Annotated in this window: 24 protein-coding genes; 18 read left to right on the forward strand and 6 right to left on the reverse strand. The window is 67.6% G+C overall.

The genetic code is table 11. The annotated features are described in order from the left end of the window. Positions 1-40: 40 nt before the first annotated feature. The 6 genes from prmA to BDO18943_RS05405 form a co-directional block, all read right to left on the reverse strand. Entirely contained in the window at positions 41-943 is a 903-nt protein-coding gene (gene prmA, locus BDO18943_RS05380) for a 50S ribosomal protein L11 methyltransferase (RefSeq protein ID WP_175021551.1), read from the reverse strand. A 2-nt stretch (positions 944-945) separates the two neighbouring features. Beyond that, on the reverse strand, positions 946-2,313 hold the full coding sequence (gene accC, locus BDO18943_RS05385; protein ID WP_021161890.1) for an acetyl-CoA carboxylase biotin carboxylase subunit: 1,368 nt from the start codon (positions 2,311-2,313) through the stop codon (positions 946-948). An 84-nt stretch (positions 2,314-2,397) separates the two neighbouring features. Continuing rightward, positions 2,398-2,868 (reverse strand): acetyl-CoA carboxylase biotin carboxyl carrier protein, encoded by a 471-nt coding sequence (gene accB / locus BDO18943_RS05390; protein WP_175021552.1) that lies wholly within the window; start codon positions 2,866-2,868, stop codon positions 2,398-2,400. Between the two features lie 66 nt (positions 2,869-2,934). Then, positions 2,935-3,387, reverse strand: a complete 453-nt coding sequence (gene aroQ / locus BDO18943_RS05395) for a type II 3-dehydroquinate dehydratase (RefSeq protein WP_060372817.1) — start codon at positions 3,385-3,387, stop codon at positions 2,935-2,937. A gap of 194 nt (positions 3,388-3,581) precedes the next feature. Next, entirely contained in the window at positions 3,582-4,133 is a 552-nt protein-coding gene (locus tag BDO18943_RS05400; RefSeq protein WP_175021632.1) for a TlpA family protein disulfide reductase, read from the reverse strand. 7 nt (positions 4,134-4,140) lie between these two features. Then, on the reverse strand, positions 4,141-4,785 hold the full coding sequence (locus BDO18943_RS05405; RefSeq protein WP_175021553.1) for a UDP-N-acetylmuramate--alanine ligase: 645 nt from the start codon (positions 4,783-4,785) through the stop codon (positions 4,141-4,143). Between the two features lie 246 nt (positions 4,786-5,031). Here BDO18943_RS05405 and mpl point away from each other — a divergent pair, with 246 nt between their 5' ends. The 18 genes from mpl (at position 5,032) to BDO18943_RS05495 (ending at position 24,894) form a co-directional block, all read left to right on the forward strand. After that, entirely contained in the window at positions 5,032-6,417 is a 1,386-nt protein-coding gene (mpl, locus tag BDO18943_RS05410) for a UDP-N-acetylmuramate:L-alanyl-gamma-D-glutamyl-meso-diaminopimelate ligase (protein ID WP_175021554.1), read from the forward strand. Further along, on the forward strand, positions 6,414-6,983 hold the full coding sequence (locus tag BDO18943_RS05415; RefSeq protein ID WP_175021555.1) for a YqiA/YcfP family alpha/beta fold hydrolase: 570 nt from the start codon (positions 6,414-6,416) through the stop codon (positions 6,981-6,983). Before mpl ends, BDO18943_RS05415 begins: the two co-directional genes overlap by 4 nt. An 80-nt stretch (positions 6,984-7,063) precedes the next feature. Further along, positions 7,064-9,151: a ribonuclease catalytic domain-containing protein gene (locus tag BDO18943_RS05420; protein ID WP_175021556.1), complete on the forward strand. Its 2,088-nt coding sequence runs from the start codon at positions 7,064-7,066 to the stop codon at positions 9,149-9,151. Further along, on the forward strand, positions 9,148-10,014 hold the full coding sequence (aroE, locus tag BDO18943_RS05425) for a shikimate dehydrogenase (protein WP_175021557.1): 867 nt from the start codon (positions 9,148-9,150) through the stop codon (positions 10,012-10,014). The genes BDO18943_RS05420 and aroE overlap by 4 nt, the downstream gene beginning before the upstream one ends. 14 nt (positions 10,015-10,028) lie before the next feature. Continuing rightward, entirely contained in the window at positions 10,029-10,766 is a 738-nt protein-coding gene (gene mtgA, locus BDO18943_RS05430; protein ID WP_175021558.1) for a monofunctional biosynthetic peptidoglycan transglycosylase, read from the forward strand. A 437-nt stretch (positions 10,767-11,203) separates the two neighbouring features. Further along, the gene (locus BDO18943_RS05435; protein ID WP_175021559.1) at positions 11,204-12,814 is read left to right on the forward strand and encodes a S10 family peptidase; all 1,611 of its coding nucleotides are present in this window, start codon (positions 11,204-11,206) and stop codon (positions 12,812-12,814) included. Positions 12,815-12,896: 82 nt separating this feature from the next. Further along, a complete protein-coding gene (locus BDO18943_RS05440) occupies positions 12,897-13,295 on the forward strand; it encodes an EF-hand domain-containing protein (protein WP_175021560.1) in 399 nt (132 codons plus the stop codon). Positions 13,296-13,646: 351 nt separating this feature from the next. Next, positions 13,647-14,546, forward strand: coding sequence for an IclR family transcriptional regulator (locus BDO18943_RS05445; RefSeq protein ID WP_175021561.1), 900 nt, complete (start codon positions 13,647-13,649; stop codon positions 14,544-14,546). Next, positions 14,543-15,568, forward strand: a complete 1,026-nt coding sequence (locus BDO18943_RS05450) for a 2-dehydro-3-deoxygalactonokinase (RefSeq protein WP_175021562.1) — start codon at positions 14,543-14,545, stop codon at positions 15,566-15,568. Before BDO18943_RS05445 ends, BDO18943_RS05450 begins: the two co-directional genes overlap by 4 nt. A gap of 22 nt (positions 15,569-15,590) precedes the next feature. Further along, complete coding sequence (locus tag BDO18943_RS05455; RefSeq protein ID WP_043191348.1) at positions 15,591-16,268, forward strand: 2-dehydro-3-deoxy-6-phosphogalactonate aldolase; 678 nt, start codon at positions 15,591-15,593, stop codon at positions 16,266-16,268. Beyond that, positions 16,268-17,047 carry an SDR family oxidoreductase gene (locus tag BDO18943_RS05460; RefSeq protein ID WP_175021563.1) on the forward strand — a complete coding sequence of 260 codons (780 nt, stop codon included), beginning with the start codon at positions 16,268-16,270 and terminating at the stop codon, positions 17,045-17,047. The genes BDO18943_RS05455 and BDO18943_RS05460 overlap by 1 nt, the downstream gene beginning before the upstream one ends. A gap of 102 nt (positions 17,048-17,149) precedes the next feature. Then, positions 17,150-18,145: an arabinose ABC transporter substrate-binding protein gene (locus BDO18943_RS05465; protein WP_043191343.1), complete on the forward strand. Its 996-nt coding sequence runs from the start codon at positions 17,150-17,152 to the stop codon at positions 18,143-18,145. 67 nt (positions 18,146-18,212) lie between these two features. Continuing rightward, positions 18,213-19,724: an L-arabinose ABC transporter ATP-binding protein AraG gene (gene araG, locus BDO18943_RS05470; protein WP_089449879.1), complete on the forward strand. Its 1,512-nt coding sequence runs from the start codon at positions 18,213-18,215 to the stop codon at positions 19,722-19,724. 70 nt (positions 19,725-19,794) lie between these two features. After that, positions 19,795-20,811 carry an L-arabinose ABC transporter permease AraH gene (araH, locus tag BDO18943_RS05475; protein WP_175021564.1) on the forward strand — a complete coding sequence of 339 codons (1,017 nt, stop codon included), beginning with the start codon at positions 19,795-19,797 and terminating at the stop codon, positions 20,809-20,811. A gap of 23 nt (positions 20,812-20,834) precedes the next feature. Continuing rightward, on the forward strand, positions 20,835-21,641 hold the full coding sequence (locus tag BDO18943_RS05480) for an SDR family NAD(P)-dependent oxidoreductase (protein WP_175021565.1): 807 nt from the start codon (positions 20,835-20,837) through the stop codon (positions 21,639-21,641). Positions 21,642-21,690: 49 nt separating this feature from the next. Further along, the gene (locus tag BDO18943_RS05485) at positions 21,691-22,752 is read left to right on the forward strand and encodes an aldose 1-epimerase (protein WP_175021566.1); all 1,062 of its coding nucleotides are present in this window, start codon (positions 21,691-21,693) and stop codon (positions 22,750-22,752) included. 39 nt (positions 22,753-22,791) lie between these two features. After that, positions 22,792-23,619, forward strand: coding sequence for an orotidine-5'-phosphate decarboxylase (gene pyrF, locus BDO18943_RS05490; protein WP_043191335.1), 828 nt, complete (start codon positions 22,792-22,794; stop codon positions 23,617-23,619). A gap of 216 nt (positions 23,620-23,835) precedes the next feature. After that, complete coding sequence (locus BDO18943_RS05495; RefSeq protein ID WP_175021567.1) at positions 23,836-24,894, forward strand: haloacid dehalogenase-like hydrolase; 1,059 nt, start codon at positions 23,836-23,838, stop codon at positions 24,892-24,894. Positions 24,895-24,933 lie beyond the last annotated feature (39 nt).

The raw sequence follows: 24,933 nt of genomic DNA on the forward strand, positions 1-24,933 counted from the left end.
GCCGGGCGGCCTGCTGGCCAGAGTGAAGGACAGCGCTATTCTAATGGCTTTCGCGCCGGGTTCCGGCGAGGCATACCCAACCTTCGTGTTCACGCCAGACCGAGATGTCGGCGTAGCGTGCATAGACGGCCGCGACTTCGTCCGCCTGGCGCGCGAGCACGCCCGACAGCGCGATGCGCCCGCCCGGCTTGACCTTCGATGCGAGCATCGACGCCATCAGCTTCAACGGATTCGACAGGATGTTCGCGACGACGATGTCGAATTCGCCGTCCGGGCATGCATCGGGCAGCCCGTACGTGACGTCCGCACGGTTGCGTTCGCTGTTCTGCCGCGCCGATTCGACCGCCTGCGGATCGATGTCGATGCCGATCACGGGGTTCGCCCCGCATTTCTTCGCGAGGATCGCGAGAATGCCCGAGCCGCAGCCGTAGTCGAGCACCGACTGGCCGGGCTTCACCGACTGTTCGAGCCACTCCATGCACAGGCGCGTGGTCGGGTGGCTGCCGGTGCCGAACGCGAGGCCGGGGTCGAGCTCGAGGACGAGCGCATCGGGATCGGGGGCATCGTGCCACGACGGCACGACCCAGATCCGCTCGCCGATCGGGATCGGCTCGAACTGCGATTGCGTGAGCCGCACCCAGTCCTGTTCCTCGACTTCGCGGACGATGAACGTCGGCGTCTCGGCGACGCCGATCTCGTTTGCGGCCGCCGCGAGCAGCACGGCCGGCTCATGGTCGGCCGACAGCAGCGCGACCACGCGCGAGTGCTGCCACGCGGTGCGATCGGGTACGAGGCCCGGCTCGCCGAAGAGCGGCTGTTCGTCGGGCGTGTCGGCGTCGGCGTCTTCGACGGACACCGACAGCGCGCCGAGTTCGAGCAGCGCGTCGGACAGCGCCTCCGCATGCTCACGGGCCAGTTCGACGACGAGTTCGCGGTAGCTCATGCTTACGCTTCTTCCGGTGCGACCTGCTGCTTCTGGGCGAGCCGGTTTTCGAGGTAGTGGATGCTGGTGCCGCCTTCGACGAACTTCGAATCGATCATCAGCTCGCGGTGCAGCGGGATGTTGGTCTGGATGCCTTCGACCACCATTTCGGACAGCGCGATGCGCATCCGGCTGATCGCCTGCTCGCGCGTCGCGCCGTAGGTGATCAGCTTGCCGATCATCGAATCATAGTTCGGCGGCACGAAATAGCCATTGTAGGCGTGCGAATCGACGCGCACGCCAGGACCACCCGGCGTATGCCACGACGTGATCCGGCCCGGCGACGGCGTGAACTTGAACGGATCTTCTGCGTTGATCCGGCATTCGATCGCATGTCCGCGGAACTGGATGTCGCGCTGGCGCAGCGTGAGCTTCTCGCCGGCCGCGATGCGGATCTGTTCCTGCACGATGTCGACGCCCGTGATCAGCTCCGATACCGGGTGCTCGACCTGCACGCGCGTGTTCATCTCGATGAAGTAGAACTCGCCGTTTTCGTACAGGAATTCGAACGTACCCGCGCCGAGATAGCCCATCTTCTTGCACGCGTCCGCGCAGCGGTCGCCGATGCGGTCGATCAGGCGGCGCGGAATGCCGGGTGCCGGCGCTTCCTCGATCACCTTCTGGTGGCGGCGCTGCATCGAGCAATCGCGCTCGCCGAGCCAGATCGCGTTCTTGTACGCGTCCGACAGCACCTGGATTTCGATGTGGCGCGGGTTCTCGAGGAACTTCTCCATGTACACCTGCGGGTTGCCGAACGCACGGCCGGCTTCCTCGCGGGTCATGTTGACCGCGTTGACGAGCGCGGCTTCGGTGTGCACGACGCGCATCCCGCGCCCGCCACCGCCGCCTGCCGCCTTGATGATGACGGGATAACCGATCGCGCGCGCAATCTTGACGATCTCCTTCGGATCGTCCGGCAACGCGCCTTCCGAGCCCGGCACGCACGGCACGCCGGTCTTGATCATCGTCTGCTTCGCGGTGACCTTGTCACCCATCATGCGGATCGTTTCCGGGCGCGGGCCGATGAACGTGAAGCCCGATTGCTCGACGCGTTCCGCGAAATCGGCGTTCTCCGACAGGAAGCCGTAGCCGGGGTGGATCGCCTCGGCGTCGGTGACTTCCGCGGCGCTGATCAGCGCCGGCATGTTCAGGTAGCTCAGGTTCGACGGGGCCGGGCCGATACAGACGGCTTCGTCCGCGAGGCGCACGTACTTGGCTTCCTTGTCGGCTTCCGAGTAGACGACCACCGTCTTGACGCCGAGCTCGCGGCACGCACGCTGGATGCGCAGCGCGATTTCACCGCGGTTGGCAATGAGGATTTTTTCAAACATAGCGAGTATTCGTCTCTTCGAGGGGCGCGCGAACGGCGCCTGGCGAGCATCGGCGGCGCGCGGCCCGCAGGCCGCGCGGCGGACTTAGCCGATCACGAAAAGCGGCTGGCCGTATTCGACGGCCTGGCCGTTCTCGACGAGGATTTCCTTGATCACGCCGGCCTTGTCCGACTCGATCTCGTTGAGCAGCTTCATCGCTTCGATGATGCAGATCGTCTGGCCTTCCTTGACCGTGTCGCCCACCTGGACGAACGGGTCCGAGCCCGGCGACGGCGCGCGATAGAACGTGCCGACCATCGGCGACGTCACGACGTGGCCCTGCGGGACCGCCGGTGCGGCAGCGCCGCCTGCGACCGGCGCGGCAGCGCCTTCGGTCGGCAGCGCGACCGGAGCGGGCGCGCTGACTTGCGGGGCATACCCAGCCGTCGGCTGCACGTAGACCGGCGGCGCGTTCTTGACGATGCGCACCTTGCCTTCGCCTTCCGTGACTTCCAGCTCGGAGATGCCGGATTCGGAAACGAGGTCGATCAGAGTTTTCAGCTTACGAAGATCCATCGGGAATTCCCCTTTCAATACGTGAAAGCGCCGGTTAGGAGCCGGCGCTGAATCTAGATCGCGAAATCAGCCGCGCGACGTGCCTTGCAGCTTGTCCAGCGCGTACTCGAGCGCGTACAGATAACCTTTCCAGCCGAGCCCGCAGATCACGCCTTCGGCCTGGTCGGAAAAGTAGGAGTGGTGCCTGAACGCTTCGCGGCGGTGCACGTTCGACAGGTGAATCTCGACGAACGGGATGCCAACGCCGGCGATCGCGTCCCGGATCGCGACGCTCGTGTGCGTATACGCGGCCGGATTGATCAGGATGAAATCGGTCTGTTCCTCCCGCGCGGCCTGGATGCGGTCGACCAGCGCACCTTCATGGTTGCTCTGGAACGACGACAGCTCGGCGCCGGCTTCCCGGGCGCGCGCGGCAAGCGCCTGATCGATCTGTGCGAGCGTGACGCGGCCGTACACCTCCGGTTCCCGGGTGCCGAGAAGGTTCAGGTTGGGGCCGTGCAGCACCAGCAATCGTGTCATGGTCGCTTCTATTTCTGCGGAATTGCGCGAACTTTAGCGCTATTTAGAGAAATTTGTCTAGTTTTGCCGAACGGCCGAGCGCGCCGGACCTGCAAGAATTACCGGCACGCATGCAAAGTATCGGCGAATTCACGCGAAATTGCGGCGATCCACGGGCAAATCGCCGCCAACGTGCGGGCCGCCGTTCGGGCAGGTTACAGCGCGTCGAGCGTCTTTTTCAACTCGGCCGGTTGGATTTGTCCCAATTTTGTCTCGCGAATTTTGCCGGTTTCGTCGATGACGATCGTAAACGGCAACGCGCCGGCGGTATTTCCGAAATTACGGGCCAGATCGGCGCCCGCATATCCGCTGACGAAGACCGGATAGTCGACCTTCACCTTCTGCAGAAAGTTCTTCACGTTCTGTTCGGAATCGACGCCGATCCCGATGAAACGGATGCCCTTCTGTTTGTACTGATGCGACAGCGCGACGAGCTCCGGCATCTCCTCGACGCACGGGCCGCACCACGACGCCCAGAAATTGATGACGACCTTCTGCCCCTTGAAGGCGGACAGCGTGGCCGGCTTGCCGTCGGTGCCCGTCAGTGACGCCGCCCACAACTGTTCGACCGGGCTGCCGTGCGCGGCGGGCGCGGCGACGGCGACGCCGTCATCGGCGGTGCCGCGGAACCAATGGCCGGCGGTGAGCCCGCCGGCAACGGCGGCGGCCGCGACGACCGCGAGCGCCAACATGCGTTTCATCATCATCGTTGAATCATTCCGGTTCGGAAGGGGCCTTGCCTGCTTCGACGAGCGCGCGCAGCGCGGCGGCATCCGCCCGGGCGACCCGGCCGCGCGCGTCGGCCTTGACCGCGCCGCGCAGGTCGTCGCTCGCATAGAGCGCGAGGTGGACGCCGATTGCATCGACGTCGCGTCGCGGGCGCCACAGGAAACTGAGCGTCTCGACATCGGCGCGGCCCGCGAAGTGCCGCGTCTCGGATACGTCGTACTGGACGTTCTGGTTCAGCAGGTAGATCGCGACGTCCTTCGGGTTGTCGGTGAATGCCTGCAAATGAATATCCGAATGCGCGTTCGCGGTGCCGTTCAGCACGGCACCCGTCACATAAGGATGGAACTCGGCGAGCCGGCGCATCCAGTCGAGCGCGACTTCGCGCAGGCGGCGCAGTTCGTCCGGCTGCGTGTCGCTCTGGAACAGGGCGAGGTACTCGCGCAGTTCTTCCTCGATCTGGTCGTTATCCGGCAGCCATTCGCCGGCAACGCGCGTGTCGCCCAGCAACTGGCGCGCGGCCTTGCGTTTCGCGCCGGCATAGTCCAGGCCGTCCTCCGCGATCAGGCGGGCGGCGGATTGGGCGATTTCCTCGCGGACGCGCCGCGGGTCGAGAAGGGTTTTGCGAGACATGATCCGGCAATCATACTCGATCGCCGCAGGGCCCGAGCGCGGGTGCGGCGGCCTGCCGCCCGGCGTGCCGGCGCCGTTCGCGCGCAGCGTTCGGGCCGCCGGGCACGGCAGGCCGTCAGTTACAATAGTGTTCTTTGTGTCGCGGCAAAGGCCGTTGGCCGGGCGCCGGCCGCACGGCCCGTCCGGTGCGCCGCACACACATCCTTTCCGAATCGACGGCGCCCGGCGGCGCGAAAGCATTCATCTATGCACATCCACATTCTTGGCATCTGCGGCACCTTCATGGGCGGTCTCGCCGTACTCGCGCGCGAGGCGGGCCACACGGTGACGGGTTGCGACGCGGGCGTCTATCCGCCGATGAGCACGCAGCTCGAGGCGCAGGGCATCACGCTGATCGAGGGCTACGGCGCCGAGCAGATCGACCTGAAACCGGACCTGTTCGTGATCGGCAACGTCGTCACGCGCGGCAATCCGCTGATGGAGGCGATCCTCGATCGCGGCCTGCCGTACGTGTCGGGCCCGCAGTGGCTCGGCGAGCACGTGCTTGCCGGCAAGTGGGTGCTCGCGGTCGCGGGCACGCACGGCAAAACGACCACGTCGTCGATGCTCGCGTGGCTGCTGGAAGACTCGGGCCTGAATCCGGGTTTCCTGATCGGCGGCGTGCCGCTGAACTTCGGCGTGTCGGCGCGGCTCACCGATTCGAGCTTCTTCGTGATCGAGGCCGACGAATACGATACGGCGTTCTTCGACAAGCGCTCGAAGTTCGTCCATTACCGGCCGCGCACCGCGGTGCTGAACAACCTTGAATTCGATCACGCCGACATCTTCCCGGATCTCGCCGCGATCGAGACGCAATTCCATCATCTCGTGCGTACCGTGCCCGGTGTCGGCCGGATCGTCACGAATGGCCGCTCGGACGCGCTCGAGCGCGTGCTGGCGCGCGGCTGCTGGAGCGAGGTCGAGCGCTTTGGCGTCGACGGCGGCTGGCAGGCGCTGCCGGCCGAGGACGGCGTGCCGGTCGACGAGCGCTTCGCGGTGTATTCGCACGCGGAACGCGTCGGCGAAGTCGCGTGGCAGGTGCAGGGCGATCACAACCGGATGAACGCGCTCGCGGCGATCGCTGCGGCGCGCCATGTCGGCGTGCCGCCCGCGCAGGCCGCCGCCTCCCTCGCATCGTTCCGCAACGTGAAGCGCCGCATGGAAGTGCGCGGCAGCGTCGACGGCGTGACCGTCTACGACGACTTCGCGCACCATCCGACCGCGATCGATACCACGATCGCCGGCCTTCGTGCGCGCATCGGCCGCCAGAATGCCCGCATCCTCGCCGTGCTCGAGCCGCGCTCGAACACGATGAAGCTCGGCGTGATGAAGTCGCAACTGCCGGCGAGTCTGGCAGACGCCGATCTCGTGTTCGGCTACGGCGCGCCGACCGGGCGCGACGCGCTCGGCTGGAACCTGGCCGAGGCGCTGGCGCCGCTCGGCGACAAGGCGCACGCGTTCGACGATCTGCACCTGCTGGTGAAGTCCGTCGTCGCAGCCGCCCGCCCGGGCGACCACGTGCTCGTGATGAGCAACGGCGGCTTCGGCGGCGTGCACCAGAAGCTGCTCGATGCGCTCGGGAGCCGCACGTGATCCTGTATCTGCATGGCTTCCGGTCGTCGCCGGAATCGCAGAAGTCGCGCCAGCTCGCCGCGCGCATGGCCGAGCTCGGCCGCACCGACGAGTGGCGGTGCCCGTCGCTGTCGGTGTCGCCGCTCGAAGCGATCGCGGTCGCGGAAGCCGAGGTGGCCGGCGCGCGCGACGTGACCGTCGTTGGCAGCTCGCTCGGCGGCTATTACGCCACCTGGCTGGCCGAAAAGCACGGCTGGAAGGCCGTGCTGCTGAATCCGGCCATCGTGCCGCAGCGCGATCTCGAGCAGCATCTGGGCGAACAGCCGCTGTACCACGGCGGCGGCACGATCGTCGTCGAGCGTCGTCATCTGCATGAACTCGATGCGTTGCGTGTGCCGGCGATCACGCGTGCCGAACGCTACTATCTGTTCGCGGCGACCGGTGACGAAGTGCTCGATTACCGCGAGATGCTCGCGCATTACCCGGGCGCGAATACGCGCGTGATCGAAGGCAGCGATCACGGGATCAGCGAATTTGCCGACTATGTCGACGACGTTCTCGCTTTTTGCGACGGAAAGACGTCTTAAACCGGCCATGTGCCGATCGAATTCCCATCATCATGCGGCGCCGCCGACGCGGCGCCCGGCAGTCTGAACGAGAGTACTGAGTGAACGTTTTCTTCGAGGAATCGGGCAGTTTCAAGGCGGGCAGCGTGCTGTCGCGCCAGGGCGACGCGTTTCAGGTCGAGTTGCCCGGCGGGCGGCGGGCGAAGGTGCGCGCGAAAGACGTGCTGATCGAATTCGACAAGCCGGCCGCAAGCGAACTGATGCAGGAGGCCGACACGGCCGCGCAGCAGATCGACCTGGATTTCCTGTGGGAATGCGCGCCGGCCGACGAGTTCGCGTATACGGCGCTGGCCGCCGAATACTTCGGCGCGACGTACGGCCCGGTGGAGCGTGCGGCGCTGGTGCTGCGACTGCACGGCTCGCCCGTCTACTTCCGCCGCAAGGGGCGCGGCCAGTACCAGCGCGCGCCGGAAGAGCAGCTCAAGATGGCGCTCGCGTCGCTCGAGCGCAAGCGCCAGCAGGCGCTCGTCCAGGTGCAGTATGAAGAGGAACTGAAAGCCGGCAAGCTGCCGGACGCGTTCGTGGGCAAGGTGCTCGGGCTGCTGACGCGGCCGGACAAGAACGCGATCGAATACAAGGCGATGGAAGCGGCAGCCGGTGCGCGCGGCGTGTCGCCGGCGCGGCTGATGCTCGACTGCGGCGGCATCGCGTCGCCGCGTGCGCTGCACGAGGCGCGCTTCCTCGCGGAGTTCTTCCCGCACGGCACGGGCTTCCCGGCCGTCACGGTCGGCGCGCTGCCGGACGACCTGCCGCGCGCGGACGTGCAGGCGTTCTCGATCGACGACATCACGACGACCGAAATCGACGACGCGTTCTCGGTCGAGCACCTGTCCGACGGTCGTGTGCGGATCGGCGTGCACATCGCGGCGCCGGCGCTCGGCATCGTGCGCGGCGACGCGGTCGATGCGATCGCGCGCACGCGCCTGTCGACCGTCTATATGCCGGGCGACAAGATCACGATGCTGCCGGACGACGTCGTCGACGTGTTCACGCTGAAAGAGGGCGATTACCGCCCGGCGCTGTCGCTGTACATCATCGTCAACCGCGAAACCCAGGAGATCGTCGCGAACGAGACGCGCGCCGAGCTCGTGTTCGTGAAGAGCAACCTGCGGCACAACCACCTCGACGAGCTCGTCAACGAAGAGACGCTCGCGGCAGGCACCGGCGACTATCCGCACAAGGACGACATCGCCGTGCTGTGGCCGCTCGCGCAGGCGCTGTTCGAGAAGCGCCAGGTCGCGCGCGCGGGCTACGGTCTGAAGCGCGAAGTGCAGCGCAACACCGACTACAACTTCTACGTCGAAGGCGAGCATGTGTCGATCACGCCGCGCCGTCGCGGGTCGCCGCTCGACCTGATCGTGTCGGAGCTCGCGATTCTCGCGAACTCGACCTGGGGCGCGTTCCTGCACGACCACACGGTGCCGGGGATCTACCGCTCGCAGCGCGGCTTCGGCGCGCCGGGCCCGAAGCGCACGCGGATGCAGACGACGGCCGCGCCGCACGAAGGCCTCGGGGTGGCGCAGTACGCGTGGAGCACGTCGCCGCTGCGCCGCTACGTCGACCTCGTGAACCAGTGGCAACTGCTCGCGTGCGTTCAGCATGGCGTCACCGCGAAGCTCGCCGCGCCGTTCAAGCCGAAGGACGCCGACCTGTACGCAGTCGTGCAGGGCTTCGACGACACCTATACGGCCTACGCCGACTACCAGCGGCGGATGGAGTATTTCTGGTGCCTGCGCTGGCTCGCGCAGGAGCAGAAGAAGCACGTCGTCGCGAGCGTCGTGAAGGGCGATCTCGTGCGCCTCGAGGAAATTCCGCTGCTGCTGCACGTGCCGGGGCTCGGCGTGCATGCGCGCGGCACGCGCGTGCTGCTCGACGTGATGTCGCTCGACGAGCTGACGATCGAGGCATCGGTGCGGCTGCTGAACGTGCTTGACGCGCCGACCGTGACGAGTGGCGACGCGGCCGAGGAAGAGGATGACGCCGAAGGCGGCGACGACACGCTGATCGACGCCGAAGACGCGACGGCCGAAACCGAGGCGGAAGCGCTGGCGGAAGCGGACGGCGCGGCGGCCGGTGAAGGCGGCGAAGCCGCGGGCGGCAACGCCGGCGAAGAGGGGCGCGCATCATGACGGCAGCTGTGTCGACGAGCGGCGCCGACCGCTATGTCGTATTCGGCAACCCGGTGGCGCACAGCAAGTCGCCGTTCATCCACACGCAGTTCGCCGCGCAGACGGGTGAGCCGGTCGAATACGCGCACCGGCTTGCGCCCGTCGACGGTTTCGAGGCGGCTGTGCGGGCATTCGTCGCCGAAGGCGGGCGCGGCGCGAACGTGACGGTGCCGTTCAAGCTCGAAGCGCATGCACTCGCCGACACGCTGTCGCCGCGTGCGGCAGCGGCGGGCGCGGTGAATACGCTGCGCATCGACGCCGACGGCCGCATCCACGGTGACAACACCGACGGCGTCGGCCTCGTGCGCGACATCGAAGCGAATCTCGGCGTGTCGCTGGCAGGCGCACGCATCCTGCTGCTCGGCGCGGGCGGCGCGGCACGCGGTGTCGTGCTGCCGCTGCTCGACCGTGCGCCGCTGTCGATCACGATCGTGAACCGTACCGCGAGCAAGGCCGAGGCGCTCGTCGGCCAGTTCATGCAGGCCGCGCACGATGCGGGCTGCACGCTCGCGGGCGGCGGCCCCGACGTGGTGCGTGCGGAGCCGTACGACGTGGTGATCAACGCGACGGCCGGCAGCCTCGATGCCGCCCTGCCGGCGTGCGACGCGGCCGCATTCGGCGCGGGCACGCTCGCGTACGACATGATGTACGGCGCGCAGCCGACGGTGTTCATGCAGCATGCTGCATCGCTCGGCGCACGCACGGCCGACGGGCTCGGGATGCTCGTCGAGCAGGCGGCCGAATCGTTCTTCATCTGGCGCGGTGTGCGGCCGGACGGCGCACCGGTGCTGGCCGCGCTGCGCCAGGCGCTCGCGGCGAGCTGAACGGAGCGCGGCACGTGGTAGCGGTGAGCGACACGCAGCACACGCGGACGGTGAGCCCGGCCCGCTGGATCGTCTATGCGGGATCGGTGTTTGCGGGTGCATGGCTTGCGACGCAACTGTTCTATCTCGCGCAGATCGCGTTGTGGTCGTTCGTGAACCCGGGCTCGACCGCGTTCATGCGTACCGACGCGTGGTGGCTGTCGCGCGACAAGCCACCGGCGCAGATCCAGCACCAGTGGGTGCCGTACGACCAGATCTCGCGCAACCTGAAGCGTGCACTGATCGCGTCGGAAGACTCGACCTTCGCGACCAACAACGGCTACGACGTCGACGCGATCCTGCAGGCGTGGGAGAAGAACAAGGCGCGCGGCCGGATCGTCGCGGGCGGCTCGACGATCACGCAGCAGCTCGCGCGCAACCTGTTCCTGTCGCGCGAGAAGAGCTACATCCGCAAGGGGCAGGAGCTCATCATCACGTGGATGCTCGAAACGGTGCTCGACAAGGAGCGGATCTTCGAGATCTACCTGAATTCCGTCGAGTGGGGCCGCGGCGTGTACGGCGCCGAGGCGGCCGCACGCTATTACTACCGAATTCCCGCGAGCCGGCTCGGCGCGTGGCAGTCGGCGCGCCTCGCGGTGATGCTGCCGAAGCCGCGCTGGTTCGACGCACACCGCGGCTCGGCGTATCAGGCGCAGCGTGCGGCAGTCATTGCCCGCCGGATGGGCGCGGCCGCGCTGCCGCAATCGGAGTGAACGGCGCGCTCGCGCCATCGCATTGACCGTTTCGCCGTCCGTGCGCCGCGCGTGGGTCGTTGGTGCGCCGCAGCGCAATCGTGTCGCGCGCATTTCGGGTCACATCCTTTAGACGAATTCGTCTATTTCGTTTTGCTGAGCAATCTCGGACGCCATGCGATTTTGTTGGTCGATATGGCACGAAATTCAGGAATTTTTAGTCTTCCAGGCTAAACGCGAAAGCCCGTGAAAGGTGTGTGAAATGCAACGTTTCGCTAACCGAAGTAATCCTGAAAGGTGTGCGCCGCACCGGTCGTCCGCCAAATATTTCAAAATTTTTCAAAGCTGACGGGCTCGCGTATATTGGCCAGCGCCTCGGCTTATCGGCCGCATTCGAGGCGGGGGGCGGCTTATCCGGCTGCTCGACACAAAAAACATCCGAGAGAAGGAACGCAACGATGCCAGCGAGCAAAGCGAAGCTGTTGTTGGGAGTGGTGTTTTCTTCGCTGATTCTGACGGCCTGCAACGACGACGTGACCTCGTCCGCTGCTGCCAGCGCCGACAATTCAGCCGATCCCGCCAGTCAGGTGGACAGGGCGTACAACGATCCGAACAGTTATTCGTCGAGCGCGAACGCGTCGCTCGACGCCTCCGCCGCGGTTGAAAAGGCCGCCGTCACGCATCACCAGATCACACTCAACGGCAAGACGATTCGCTACACGGCTACGGCCGGCCACCTCGTCGCGCGCAATCCGCAGACCGGCGCGCCCGAAGCATCGTTCTTCTACGTCGCCTATACGGCCGACAACCAGCCCGCGGCGAAGCGGCCCGTCACGTTCCTGTACAACGGCGGCCCCGGCTCGGCATCGGTGTGGCTGCATCTCGGCTCGTTCGGCCCGCGCCGGATCCAGACGGGCGACCCGAACGCGAACACGTCGACGTTCCCGTTCGTCGACAACCAGGAAAGCCTGCTCGACACGACCGACCTCGTGTTCGTCGATGCGATCGGCACCGGCTTCTCCGAAGCGGTCGCGCCGAACACGAACCAGACGTTCTGGGGCGTCGACCAGGACGGCGGCGCGTTCCGCGATTTCGTGACGCGCTACATCGCCGTGAACCAGCGCAACGATTCGCCGAAATACCTGTTCGGCGAGTCGTACGGCACGCCGCGAACCGACGTGCTCGCGAACCTGCTCGAGACGGCCGGCGTGAAGCTCGACGGCATCGTGCTGCAGTCGTCGATCCTGAACTACAACGTGAACTGCGACATGGCGAGCGACTACATCGGCAACTCGAACAACGGGTCGAGCCCGGTGAGTTGCGCGGGCTTCGTGCCGTCGTATGGCACCGTCGGCGCGTACTACCAGCTCGACAACCCGAACCCGTCGAGCCTGCCGTCGTATGCGGACCAGATGCGCCTGCTGACGGCCGGCAGCTATGCGCCTGCCGTGAACGCGTACCTGGCGAGCCATACGCCGCCGCCGCCGACCCTCGTCACGACGATGGTGAATTCGACCGGCGTGAAGCAGTCGCAGTGGAATGCGGACTTCAACGTGATCCCGACCTTCTTCGACAACAGCTTCCAGCTGTCGCTGATCCCGGGCACGCTGATCGGCCGCTACGACGCGCGCGTGAACGTGCCGGTGTCGAGCCCGCTCGCGTCCGGCGGCGACCCGTCGAGCACGTACATCACGCAGCCGTTCACCGACACGATCGGCAAGTACCTGCCGAACGAGCTGAAGTACACCGCGCAGTCGGCGTATTCGTTGAGCAGCAACGCGATCAACACGTGGGACTGGACGCACGACGGCCTCGCGATGCCTGACACGATCCCCGATCTCGCCGCGGCGCTGTCGCTGAATCCGCAGCTGAAGGTGCTGTCGCTGAACGGGTACCACGACATCGCGACGCCGTTCTACCAGACCGAGCTCGACCTCGCGCGGCTCGGGACGCAACCGAACCTGACGATCAAGGACTATCAGGGCGGACACATGGTCTATCTCGACGACACGTCGCGTCCGCAGGAGAAAGCCGACCTCGTGACCTTCTACAACGCGGCCGCGCACTGATGCGATGCGCAGGGCAGGCGACGTGCGTCCGCAGCGGCGCCGCGCCTGCCGTCGACGACCTCATTCCAGACTGGAGCCTGATATGAAGAATCGTTTCATCGTCGTTGCCGTGGCGCTCGCCTGTGTCGGCGCCGCAGCATCCATATCCGCGTTCGCGCAGGCGAGCGACGCCGCCGCACCGGTGCGTGCGCGCCAGGCGCAGCTCGGCGATCCGTACGTGCCGCCGGCCGCGCGCAGGCCGACCGCCGGCACGCAGACGACGGGCGCCGCGCTGCATGCGCAGGTGGTGCGCAAGCTCGCGCGGCAGTTCAGCGCGGCCGACACGCAGAACACGGGTTCGATCACCGAGTCGCAGGCACGCGCGGCCGGCCTCGGCTATGTCGCGAACCACTTCCGCCAGATCGACTCGGGCGGCAACGGCCGCGTGTCGTTCGCGGACGTCCAGCGCTACATGCAGGCACGCAGCACGAGCCAGCAGTAAGCGCGGCGCGCGGTGAGCAAACGGGGGCGGAACCTGCGGCACGGCGGGTTCCGCCCCCGTGCACATGGCGCCTCCGTTACGTCGTGTACATGGCGGATTCGCGCCGAATTCTCATTATCTGGGCAACGCATTCAAATATTGGAGACGAGTGCGTGCGCTCCTACAATCCGAAGCACATCGACAGCTTCGGACCCACGCATCGCGCGGCGCCCGTCGCACACGGAGACACCTTCCATGAAGTTCGCCGGGCGCTTTACTCGGTGCATCGACCGCCGCCTCGCCGCGATGCCGGACGCCGTTCCGGCATCGTACGAACGGCTTCACCGGTTCCGTTGAAGAAGCCCGCTCCCCATGACCAAGATGCCCGACTCACTTGCCCTCGACGCCCGGCGCGCGCCGCCGGACGATGCGTCGCTGACCGACAGCATCGGCGCGACCAGCACGCCGCTCGATCTTGCTGCCCAGCAGGCCGGTACGCAGACGCTGCTGCGCGGTCTTGCGATTCTCGAGGCGATTGCGAACGGCGCGCGCGACATGCGCGCGATCGGCGCCGCGCTCGGCACGACGCGCAGCACTACGCACCGCCTCGTCAGCAGCCTCGTGCAGGCGCGCTACCTGCGCCAGGTGCAGGGCGGCTACCTGCTCGGCCCGAAGCTGATCGAGCTCGGCACGATCGCGCTCGAGCAGATGCCGCTCACCGCGGTCGCGCGCCCGCACCTCGAAGCGCTCGCGGAAGCGACGCTCGACACGATCCATCTCGGCGTGCGCGACGGCGACGACGTGCTGTACATCGACAAGATTCCCGGCACGCGCGGCCTCGAGATGCGCTCGCGCGTCGGCCACCGGATGCCGCTCGCGTCGACCGGCATCGGCAAGGCGATGATGCTCGACACCGATCCCGACACGTGGCGCTCGCTGTTCGAAGCCGCCCGGCGTGCACTCGCGGGCGTCAATTTCAAGCCGGACAACCGGCCCGAGACGAGCGCGTTCCTGCAGCGCATGGCGCATTACGCAGCCGGCGGCTACACGTTCGATCTCGAGGAGAACGAGGCGTCGATCCGCTGCGTGGCCGCGCCGATCCGCGATGCATCGGGCGCGATCGTCGCGGCCGTGTCGGTGGCGAGCACGATTCCGTACATGCCGCACGACCGGATGGACGAACTGATTCCGCTCGTGCAGCGCGAAGCGCGAGCCATTTCCGCGGAACTGGGCTGGAGCCCGCCGCAGGGTACCCGCAGGATCAAACGATGACGACTTCGACCCGGCCCGTTCCGGATGCCAGCTCCGCCACCCCGTCGCTGATCGCGCTCGACTGGGGTACGACGTCGCTGCGCGCTTACCTGTACGACGCGCACGGCGCGCTCATCGACACGCGCAGCCGTGCGGCGGGCGTGATGCATGTGCCCGGCGGCGGCGCGCGCGCGTTCGACGCGGTGTTCGAGGAAGCGTGCGGCGACTGGCTCGATCGCACCCCCGGCCTGCCGGTGCTCGCCGCCGGGATGGTCGGCAGCGCACAGGGCTGGCGCGAGGCGCCGTACGTCGCCGTGCCGGCCGGCGCCGACGCGCTCGTCGCGGGCCTCATCACGGTGACGGCGGCGCGCGGCACGACGATCTCGATCGTGCCGGGCGTCATCGCCACGGGCGACTTGCCCGACGTGATGCGCGGCGAAGAAACGCAGATATTCGGTGCACTCGCGGGCGATCCCATGCTTGGCACCGATCGTTCAGGGGTACTGATCGGCTTGCCGGGAACGCATGCGAAATGGGCGTGGGTGAGGGACGGGCTGATCGAGCGCTTCCAGACTTTCATGACGGGCGAGCTGTTCGCGGTGCTGCGCGACCACACGATCCTCGGCCGCACGATGCGCGCCGGTGCGTCGCCCGATCGCGCCGCATTCGTGCGCGGCGTCTCGGTCGCGCGCGGTGCGCGGCACACCGGGCTGCTCGCGACGATCTTCAGTACGCGCACGCTCGGCCTGACCGACCGGCTCGCGCCCGATGCGCAAGGCGACTACCTGTCCGGCCTGCTGATCGGCCATGAGCTCAACGCGCTCGACGCAATGCTCGCGGAGCGCGGCATCGCGCTCGCGGACCAGCCGCTGCTGCTGATCGGCGACGACGGTCTGTGTGCGCGCTACGTCGATGCGCTCCAGGAATTCGGCCACCCGCACGCACGCGTCGTCGCGCATGCGACCGAGCGTGGCCTGTGGCGGATCGCATCGCGCGCCGGGCTCGTGCGCGCGGATGGCGAGCCCGTCTGCGCTGACCAATGAACCGTTTGCAGAGGAACCTTCGATGCCGTCCGACCTGACCTTGCCCGCGCCGTACGCGCCCCACACCGCGCTGATGCGCGCGTTCGACGCGTGCCCGCTGATCGCGATCATGCGCGGGATCACGCCCGCCGAAGCGGCCGACCACGGCCATGCGCTCTACGAAGCCGGCTTCCGGATCGTCGAGGTGCCGCTCAACTCGCCGGATCCGTTCGACAGCATCGCGGCGCTGCGCCGTGCGTTGCCCGACGACGCGATCGTCGGCGCGGGTACCGTGCTGCGCGCCGAGTATGTCGACCGCGTGCAGGACGCGGGCGGCGCGCTGATCGTGATGCCGCACAGCGACGCGGCCGTGATCCGCCGCGCACGCGAGCGCGGCCTGGCGAGCGCCCCGGGCGTCGCGACGCCGACCGAAGCGTTCGCGGCGCTTACGAATGGCGCCGACGTGCTGAAGATGTTCCCGGCCGAGCAACTCGGCGTGCCGGTCGTGAAGGCATGGCGCGCGGTGATCGACCGCGCGGTGCCGCTGATTCCGGTCGGCGGCATCTCGCCCGACAACATGGAGCCGTTCCTCAGTGCCGGCGCGAACGGTTTCGGGCTCGGCTCGGCCTTGTACCGCCCCGGCCAGTCGGCCGACGCGACCGCGGCAAACGCGCGCGCGTTCCAGGCCGGGTTGCGCGTCGCGCGCGGCGGAGCCGCATGATGAACCGCCTCGCGGGCAAGGTCGCGATGGTGACGGGCGCGGGCCGGGGCATCGGCGCCGCGATCGCCCGCGCGTTCGTTCGCGAGGGCGCGGCCGTCGCGCTCGTCGATCTCGACTTCCCGCAGGCGCAGCGCACGGCGGCCGGGATTGCGCACGACATTGCCGGCGCGCGCGTGCTGCCGCTGCTGGCGGACGTCGCGCGGCAGGATGCGGTACGCGATGCGCTGGCGCAGACCGAGGCGGCGTTCGGCCCGCTCGACGTGCTGGTGAACAACGCGGGCATCAACGTGTTCGCCGATCCGCTGACGATGACCGACGACGACTGGCGCCGCTGCTTCGCGGTCGACCTCGACGGCGTGTGGCACGGCTGCCGCGCGGCGCTGGAGGGGATGGTCGAACGCGGTCGCGGCAGCATCGTGAACATCGCGTCGACGCACGCGTTCAGGATCATCCCGGGCTGCTTTCCGTACCCGGTCGCGAAGCACGGCGTGCTGGGCCTCACGCGTGCGCTCGGCATCGAATACGCGGCGCGCAACGTGCGCGTGAATGCGATCGCACCGGGCTACATCGAGACGCAGCTCACGCGCGACTGGTGGGGCGCGCAGCCCGATCCGGCCGCTGCGCGCGCAGAAACGCTCGCGCTGCAGCCGATGAAGCGGATCGGCCGGCCGGAGGAGGTCGCGATGACGGCCGTGTTCCTGGCGTCCGACGAGGCGCCGTTCATCAATGCCGCGTGCATCACCGTCGATGGCGGGCGCGCGGCGCTGTATCACGACTGACGCAACGATTCGAAAGACCGCACGTGCGACGGCCGCGCGCACGCTGCGTCGAAACCAACAAGCGGCTGCATCCTGTTCGATGAAGACAAGGAGACACTGGAGATGAAACGCAGAACGTTCGTAACGCTGGCTGCCGCGGCCGCCGTGGTGATCGGGAGCCCCGTCGTGCACGCGGCCGATCCGGTCAAGATCGGTTTCCTCGTGAAGCAGCCGGAAGAGCCGTGGTTCCAGGACGAGTGGAAGTTCGCCGAAATGGCGGCGAAGGACAAGGGCTTCACGCTCGTGAAGATCGGTGCGCCGTCCGGCGAAAAGGTGATGAGCGCGATCGACAACCTGTCCGCGCAGAAGGCGCAGGGCTTCATCATCTGCACGCCGGACGTGAAGCTCGGGCCGGGCATCGTCGCGAAGGCGAAGTCGCACAACCTGAAGATGATGACGGTCGACGACCGCCTCGTCGACGGCGCGGGCAAGCCGATCGAGTCGGTCCCGCACATGGGGATCTCCGCGTACAACATCGGCAAGCAGGTCGGCGACGGCATCGCGGCCGAGATCAAGAAACGCGGCTGGGACATGAAGGACGTCGGCGCGATCGACATCACCTACGAGCAGTTGCCGACCGCGCACGACCGCACGAGCGGCGCGACCGACGCGCTGGTGGCCGCCGGCTTCCCGAAGGCGAACGTGATCGCGGCGCCGCAGGCGAAGACCGACACGGAAAACGCGTTCAACGCGGCAAACATCGCACTCACGAAGAACCCGCAGTTCAAGCACTGGGTTGCGTACGGCCTGAACGACGAGGCCGTGCTCGGCGCGGTGCGCGCGGCCGAAGGGCGCGGCTTCAAGGCGGACAACATGATCGGTATCGGCATCGGCGGTTCCGATTCGGCGCTGAACGAGTTCAAGAAGCCGCAGCCGACGGGCTTTTACGGCACCGTGATCATCAGCCCGAAGCGCCACGGCGAGGAAACCTCGGACCTGATGTACACGTGGATCACGCAGGGCAAGGCGCCACCTGCGCTGACGCTGACGACGGGCATGCTCGCGACGCGCGACAACGTGTCGAAGGTGCGCGAGGAGATGGGGCTCGCGTCGAAGTAAGCGGCCCGCCGGCTGCCGCGGCGATGCGGCGGCCGGCGGTCGATCGATCCGGAAGTGGGGAGACGACGTGTCAGCGGCACTGCGTTTTGACAATATCGGCAAGGTCTTTCCCGGCGTGCGCGCACTCGACGGCATCTCGTTCGACGTGCATGCGGGCGAGGTGCATGGCCTGATGGGCGAGAACGGCGCGGGCAAGTCGACGCTGCTGAAGATTCTCGGCGGCGAATACCAGCCCGATGCGGGCAGCGTGCTGGTCGACGGCCAGCCCGTGCAGTTCGCGAATGCGGCCGCGTCGATCGCGGCCGGCATCGCGGTGATCCACCAGGAGCTGCAGTACGTGCCCGACCTGACGGTCGCGGAAAACCTGCTGCTCGGCCGTCTGCCGAATGCGTTCGGCTGGGTGCGCAAGCGCGAGGCGAAGCGCTACGTGCGCGAGCGGCTCGCCGCGATGGGCGTCGACCTCGATCCCGACGCGAAACTCGGGCGGCTGTCGATCGCGCAGCGGCAGATGGTCGAGATCTGCAAGGCGCTGATGCGCAATGCGCGCGTGATTGCGCTCGACGAGCCGACGAGTTCGCTGTCGCATCGCGAGACCGAGGTGCTGTTCAAGCTCGTCGACGACCTGCGCGCGCAGGGCCGCGCGCTGATCTACATCTCGCACCGGATGGACGAGATCTACCGGCTGTGCGATGCGTGCACGATCTTCCGCGACGGGCGCAAGATCGCGTCGCACGAATCGCTGGCCGACGTGCCGCGCGAACGGCTCGTCGCCGAGATGGTCGGGCGCGAGATTTCGGATATCTATCATTACGCGCCGCGCACGCTCGGTGACGTGCGGTTCTCCGCCGAAGGTGTCGACGGCCATGCACTGCGCGAACCCGCCAGCTTCTCGGTGCGCGCAGGCGAGATCGTCGGCTTCTTCGGGCTCGTCGGAGCGGGCCGCAGCGAGCTGATGCGGCTCGTGTACGGCGCGGATCACCGGCGCGCGGGCGTGCTGACGCTCGACGGTGCGCGCATCGACGTGAAGCGCACCGGCGACGCGATTCGCCACGGCATCGTGTTGTGCCCCGAGGACCGCAAGGAAGAGGGGATCATCGCGATCGCGTCGGTCGCGGAGAACATCAACATCAGCTGCCGCCGCCATTCGCTGCGTGCGGGGCTCTTCATCAACCGCAAGGCCGAAAGCGAAACGGCCGACCGCTTCATTCAACGGCTGAAGATCAAGACGCCGAACCGGCGGCAGAAGATCCGCTTCCTGTCGGGCGGCAACCAGCAGAAGGCGATCCTGTCGCGCTGGCTCGCGGAGCCCGACCTGAAGGTCGTGATTCTCGACGAACCGACACGCGGCATCGACGTCGGCGCGAAGCACGAGATCTACGACGTGATCTACCGGCTCGCGGAACGAGGCTGCGCGATCGTGATGGTGTCGTCGGAGTTGCCGGAAGTGCTCGGCGTGTCCGACCGCATCGTCGTGATGCGCGAAGGCCGGATCGCGGGCGAGCTGCCGCGCGACCAGGCGAACGAGCACGCGGTGCTGAGCCTGGCGCTGCCGCAGACGAGCGCCGTCGAGGCGGCCTGACACGGAACACGACAATCGAATCGGACACGCGCGGCGCGGGCCGTGCGATGCAGGAGCAGGAGACACCATCATGCAAGTCAACGAAAACCTTGGCAGCGCCGCCGTGAAGCCGTCGGCCGACGCGCTGGTGCCGCAGCAGAGCGACCGCCGGAAGTGGTGGCAGCATCTGACCGAATACAGCCTGATCGCGATCTTCGCGGTGATGTTCATCACGATGTCGCTGACCGTCGATCACTTCTTCTCGATCGACAACATGCTCGGCCTCGCGCTGTCGATCTCGCAGATCGGCATGGTCGCGTGCACGATGATGTTCTGTCTCGCATCGCGCGACTTCGACCTGTCGATCGGCTCGACCGTTGCGTTCTCGGGCGTGCTGTGCGCGATGGTGCTGAACGCGACCGACAACACGTTCGTCGCGATCATTGCGGCGGTCGCGGCCGGCGCCGCGATCGGCTTCGTGAATGGCGCGGTGATCGCGTACCTGCGCATCAATGCGCTGATCACGACGCTCGCGACAATGGAGATCGTGCGCGGGCTCGGCTTCATCGTGTCGAAGGGGCAGGCGGTCGGCGTGTCGTCGGATACCTTCATCGCGCTCGGCGGGCTGTCGCTGTTCGGCGTGTCGCTGCCGATCTGGGTCACGCTGCTGTGCTTCATCGCGTTCGGCGTGCTGCTGAACCAGACGGTGTACGGCCGCAACACGCTCGCGATCGGCGGCAACCCGGAAGCATCGCGGCTCGCGGGGATCAACGTCGAACGCACGCGCGTGTACATCTTCCTGATCCAGGGCGCGGTGACGGCGCTCGCCGGCGTGATCCTCGCGTCGCGCATCACGTCGGGCCAGCCGAATGCCGCGCAGGGCTTCGAGCTGAACGTGATTTCCGCGTGCGTGCTCGGCGGCGTGTCGCTGATGGGCGGCCGCGCGACGATCTCGGGCGTCGTGATCGGCGTGCTGATCATGGGCACCGTCGAGAACGTGATGAACCTGCTGAACATCGACGCGTTCTACCAGTACCTCGTGCGCGGCGCGATCCTGCTCGCGGCCGTGCTGCTCGACCAGCTGAAGAACCGCGGCGTCCGCGACTGACCGCTTTCACGGAGACGATTCGCATGACACTCGACACTTCCGCGCAGAACCCGAACCACGCGCGCCATGCGCGCTATCCGAGCCTCGAGGATCGCGCGGTGCTGATCACGGGCGGCGCGACCGGCATCGGTGCGTCGTTCGTCGAACACTTCGCCGAGCAGGGCGCGCGCGTCGCGTTCGTCGATCTCGACGCGGCGGCCGGTGCCGCGTTGGCGGAACGCCTCGCGCACGTGCCGAACGTGCGTCACGCGCCGCTGTTCATCCAGTGCGACCTGACCGACATCGACGCGCTGCGCCATGCGATCGACGCGATCCGCGCGCGCATCGGCGCGATCGCGGTGCTCGTGAACAACGCGGCGAACGACGCGCGCCATGCGATCGGCGACGTGACGCCCGAGTCGTTCGACGCGGGCATCGCGGTGAACCTGCGTCACCAGTTCTTCGCCGCGCAGGCGGTGATCGACGACATGAAGCAGCAGGGGGGCGGCGCGATCGTCAATCTCGGCTCGATCAGCTGGATGCTGAAGAACGGCGGCTATCCCGTGTACACGATGGCGAAGGCCGCCGTGCAGGGGCTCACGCGCGGGCTCGCGCGCGACCTCGGCCCGTTCGGCATCCGCGTGAACTCGCTGGTGCCCGGCTGGGTGATGACCGACAAGCAGCGCCGGTTGTGGCTCGACGACGCAGGCCGCGCGGCGATCAAGGCCGGCCAGTGCCTCGATGCCGAGCTGTTGCCCGCCGATCTCGCGCGGATGGCGCTGTTCCTCGCGGCCGACGACAGCCGGATGATCACCGCGCAGGACGTGATCGTCGACGGCGGCTGGGCCTGACCGTTCGCACGACCCGCATCGATTCTTCGACGAAGGAAAGGAGTTCATCATGACCGCCACGTCCTCGCGCGCATCGTCGTCCACCAGCCAGTCGCGCCGTGCGCGCCTCGCCGCCGCCGCGCAGCCGGTCAGCCCCGGCCCGCAGACGGCTGCCTTCGCGCAGGGCGTCGGCGCCGCGCATGCGGCGGCCGTCACGCTGTCGAACGCGTCGCTGCGGCTCGACGTGCTGCCGCATCTGGGCGGCGGCATCGCGCGCTTCGACTGGCGCGGCGACAACGGCGCGCTGATGCCGGTGTTTCGCCGCTGCGAGCAGCCGGAGGCGGCGACCGATCCGAACGAGCTCGCGTGCTATCCGCTGCTGCCGTACTCGAACCGGATCGGCGGCGCGCGGTTCGAATGCGACGGACGCAGCGTCGCGGTGCCGCGCAACCGACGCGACGAGCCGCTGCCGATCCACGGCGACGGCTGGCTCGCGCCGTGGCAGGTGGACGATGCGACCGGCACGTTGCTGCAGCTGTCGCTCGATCGCACCGCCGGCGCGCCCTATGCGTTCCGCGCGATCCAGTCGTTCGAGCTCGACGATGCGACGCTGTCGATCGCGCTGACGATCGAGAATGCGGGGCGCGCGCGGCTGCCGTTCGGGCTCGGCGTGCATCCGTTCCTGGTACGCGATGCCGTGACCGAGCTGGCCGCGGCGGCCGGCGGGCTGTGGCTGTCGGGCGCCGATTTCCTGCCGGTGCGGCACGTGAGCGTGCCGCCGGCCTGGCAGTTCGGCGTCGCGTATCCGCTGCCGGCCGCGCTCGTCAATCATGCGTTCACCGGCTGGGGCGGCCACGCGACGGTGAGCTGGCCGCGCCGCGGACTGTCGCTGACAGTGGCGGCCGACGCCGACGCGTACGTGCTCTATACGCCGCCCGGCGAGGATTTCTTCTGCTTCGAGCCGGTCGATCATCCGATCAATGCGGTGAACCTGCCGGGCGGCGCGGCCGCGCACGGGATGACGCTGCTCGCGCCGGGCGAGCGGCTCACGCGGCGTTTTTCGTTCACCGTCGAGCGTGCCGATGCGCGTAGCGACGCCGCTTCGCGCGAAGGGCGCCGGCGACGCGGGTAAAATACGCGGTCTACCAACGGTTTGCCGCGAGTATCCGCCATGTCTTCCCCGCTTACTTTCATCGAATCGCTGCGCGCCGCGTGGCAGCGCACCCATTCGCTGCTGTGCGTCGGCCTCGATCCCGAGCCGTCGCGCTTTCCCGTGCAGTTCGACGGCCAGCCCGACGCGATCTTCGAATTCTGCCGGCAGATCGTCGACGCGACCGCGCAATACGCGAGCGCGTTCAAGCCGCAGATCGCCTACTTCGCCGCGCATCGCGCGGAAGACCAGCTCGAGCGCCTGATCGCGCACATTCACCTCCAGCACCCGGGCCTGCCCGTGATCCTCGACGCGAAGCGCGGCGACATCGGCAGCACGGCCGAGCAGTACGCGCGCGAAGCGTTCGAGCGCTATCGCGCGGACGCCGTCACGGTGAACCCGTACATGGGTTACGACTCGGTCGAGCCGTACTTCGAGCACGAAGGCAAGGGCGTGATCGTGCTGTGCCGCACGTCGAACCCGGGCGGTTCTGACCTGCAGTTCCTCGACACGAACGGCCGGCCGCTGTACCAGGTCGTCGCCGATCTCGCGGCGAACAAGTGGAACGCGAAGAACGGCCAGCTCGGCCTCGTGGTCGGCGCGACGTTCCCGAAGGAAATCGAGATCGTGCGCGGGATCGTCGGCGACATGCCGCTCCTGATTCCCGGCATCGGCGCGCAGGGCGGCGACGTGCAGGCGACCGTCAACGCGGGCCGCACGGCCGACGGCACCGGCATGATGATCAACTCGTCGCGCGCGATCCTGTACGCGAGCAACGGCGAGGATTTCGCCGAAGCGGCGGCGCTCGCCGCGCAGAAGACCCGCGACACGATCAACGCGCATCGTTGATGTCGCACCGGCCGCCTTCCCGGGCGGCCGGTTCCGGCCGGCCCGCGCGCGCGGGCCCGGGCCGTTTCCCTCGCTGTTCCCGCCTTTCCGCCCGCCCCGCACTGGCGCACGCGGACAACTTCCCGTCGCTTCCGTACCGCATGCCCGCAATTTAGTCGCGCGATGCTCCCGCTTGTCATCGATCCGTAACCAAAATGTCAAGAAAGGAGCGACGCCATGCCCAAGCTGTCCCGACGTCTTCTGAGCGCGCTTGCCGCATCGCTGTGCATGAGCTTCGCCCATGCGGCGGATCTCTCGCACTGGCCGGCCGACAGCGCGAAGGCGCTGAACGAGATGATCGCCGCGCATGCGCACCGCGGCGACTACGCGGTGTTCGACGCCGACAACACGACCTACCGCTACGACCTCGAGGAGTCGCTGCTGCCGTACCTCGAGCACCGCGGCGTGCTGACGCGCGACACGCTCGACCCGTCGCTGAAGCTGATCCCGTTCAAGGATTCCGCCGACTACCAGGAATCGCTGACGAGCTATTACTACCGGCTGTGCGAGATCGACGACCTGGTCTGCTACCCGTGGATCGCGCAGGCGTTCGCCGGGCAGTCGCTGGCCGACCTGAAGCGCCACGTCGACGCGATGCTCGCCGACGGCAAGCCGATCCCGATCCGCTACTGGCAGGGCGACAAGGTAGTCGACGGCACGGTGAACCCGCCGCGCTTCTTCCGCGGGATGCAGGAGCTGTACAACGCGCTGCGCGAGAACGGCATCGAGGTCTACGTGATGACGGCCGCGCACGAGGAGCTCGCGCGGCTCGTGCTGTCCGACCCGAAGTACGGCTACAACGTGAAGCCGCAGAACGTGATCGGCGTGACGACGCTGCTGCGCAACCCGGCGACCGGCGCGCTGACCACATCGCGGCTGCAGATCAAGGCCGGCAAGTACGACGAGGCCGCGAACCGCAGCCTGGTGATCACGCCGTTCCTGATGAACCCGATGACCTGGTACGAAGGCAAGCTCGGCTCGATCGTCGGCTGGATCGACCAGTGGAAGAAGCCGGTGCTCGTCGCGGGCGACACGCCGACGTCCGACGGCTACATGCTGCTGAACGCGACCGACATCGCGCGCGGCGGCGTGCGCGTGTGGGTGAACAAGAAGGACAAGCAGATGGCGCAGATCCGCGCGTGGTCGGATGAATCGGCCGCGCAGCAGAAGTCGCTCGGCCTGCCGGTGACGGCGGACAAGAACTGGATCGTCGTGAAGCCCGACGCGATCCAGTAAGCAGCAAGCGACGACGAGGGCGCCGCGGGCGCCCGTCGA

The organism is Burkholderia aenigmatica, from assembly GCF_902499175.1.
Taxonomy (GTDB): domain Bacteria; phylum Pseudomonadota; class Gammaproteobacteria; order Burkholderiales; family Burkholderiaceae; genus Burkholderia; species Burkholderia aenigmatica.

Coding starts and splice junctions, on each gene's coding strand:
- accC (WP_021161890.1), bottom strand. CDS start 2,313: ATGTTTGAAAAAATCCTCATTGCCAACCGCGGTGAAATCGCGCTGCGC.
- pyrF (WP_043191335.1), top strand. CDS start 22,792: ATGTCTTCCCCGCTTACTTTCATCGAATCGCTGCGCGCCGCGTGGCAG.
- accB (WP_175021552.1), bottom strand. CDS start 2,868: ATGGATCTTCGTAAGCTGAAAACTCTGATCGACCTCGTTTCCGAATCC.
- BDO18943_RS05440 (WP_175021560.1), top strand. CDS start 12,897: ATGAAGAATCGTTTCATCGTCGTTGCCGTGGCGCTCGCCTGTGTCGGC.
- BDO18943_RS05455 (WP_043191348.1), top strand. CDS start 15,591: ATGCCGTCCGACCTGACCTTGCCCGCGCCGTACGCGCCCCACACCGCG.
- BDO18943_RS05460 (WP_175021563.1), top strand. CDS start 16,268: ATGAACCGCCTCGCGGGCAAGGTCGCGATGGTGACGGGCGCGGGCCGG.
- prmA (WP_175021551.1), bottom strand. CDS start 943: ATGAGCTACCGCGAACTCGTCGTCGAACTGGCCCGTGAGCATGCGGAG.
- BDO18943_RS05435 (WP_175021559.1), top strand. CDS start 11,204: ATGCCAGCGAGCAAAGCGAAGCTGTTGTTGGGAGTGGTGTTTTCTTCG.
- BDO18943_RS05480 (WP_175021565.1), top strand. CDS start 20,835: ATGACACTCGACACTTCCGCGCAGAACCCGAACCACGCGCGCCATGCG.
- BDO18943_RS05445 (WP_175021561.1), top strand. CDS start 13,647: ATGACCAAGATGCCCGACTCACTTGCCCTCGACGCCCGGCGCGCGCCG.
- mpl (WP_175021554.1), top strand. CDS start 5,032: ATGCACATCCACATTCTTGGCATCTGCGGCACCTTCATGGGCGGTCTC.
- aroE (WP_175021557.1), top strand. CDS start 9,148: ATGACGGCAGCTGTGTCGACGAGCGGCGCCGACCGCTATGTCGTATTC.
- aroQ (WP_060372817.1), bottom strand. CDS start 3,387: ATGACACGATTGCTGGTGCTGCACGGCCCCAACCTGAACCTTCTCGGC.
- BDO18943_RS05485 (WP_175021566.1), top strand. CDS start 21,691: ATGACCGCCACGTCCTCGCGCGCATCGTCGTCCACCAGCCAGTCGCGC.
- araH (WP_175021564.1), top strand. CDS start 19,795: ATGCAAGTCAACGAAAACCTTGGCAGCGCCGCCGTGAAGCCGTCGGCC.
- BDO18943_RS05400 (WP_175021632.1), bottom strand. CDS start 4,133: ATGATGATGAAACGCATGTTGGCGCTCGCGGTCGTCGCGGCCGCCGCC.
- BDO18943_RS05405 (WP_175021553.1), bottom strand. CDS start 4,785: ATGTCTCGCAAAACCCTTCTCGACCCGCGGCGCGTCCGCGAGGAAATC.
- BDO18943_RS05450 (WP_175021562.1), top strand. CDS start 14,543: ATGACGACTTCGACCCGGCCCGTTCCGGATGCCAGCTCCGCCACCCCG.
- BDO18943_RS05495 (WP_175021567.1), top strand. CDS start 23,836: ATGCCCAAGCTGTCCCGACGTCTTCTGAGCGCGCTTGCCGCATCGCTG.
- BDO18943_RS05465 (WP_043191343.1), top strand. CDS start 17,150: ATGAAACGCAGAACGTTCGTAACGCTGGCTGCCGCGGCCGCCGTGGTG.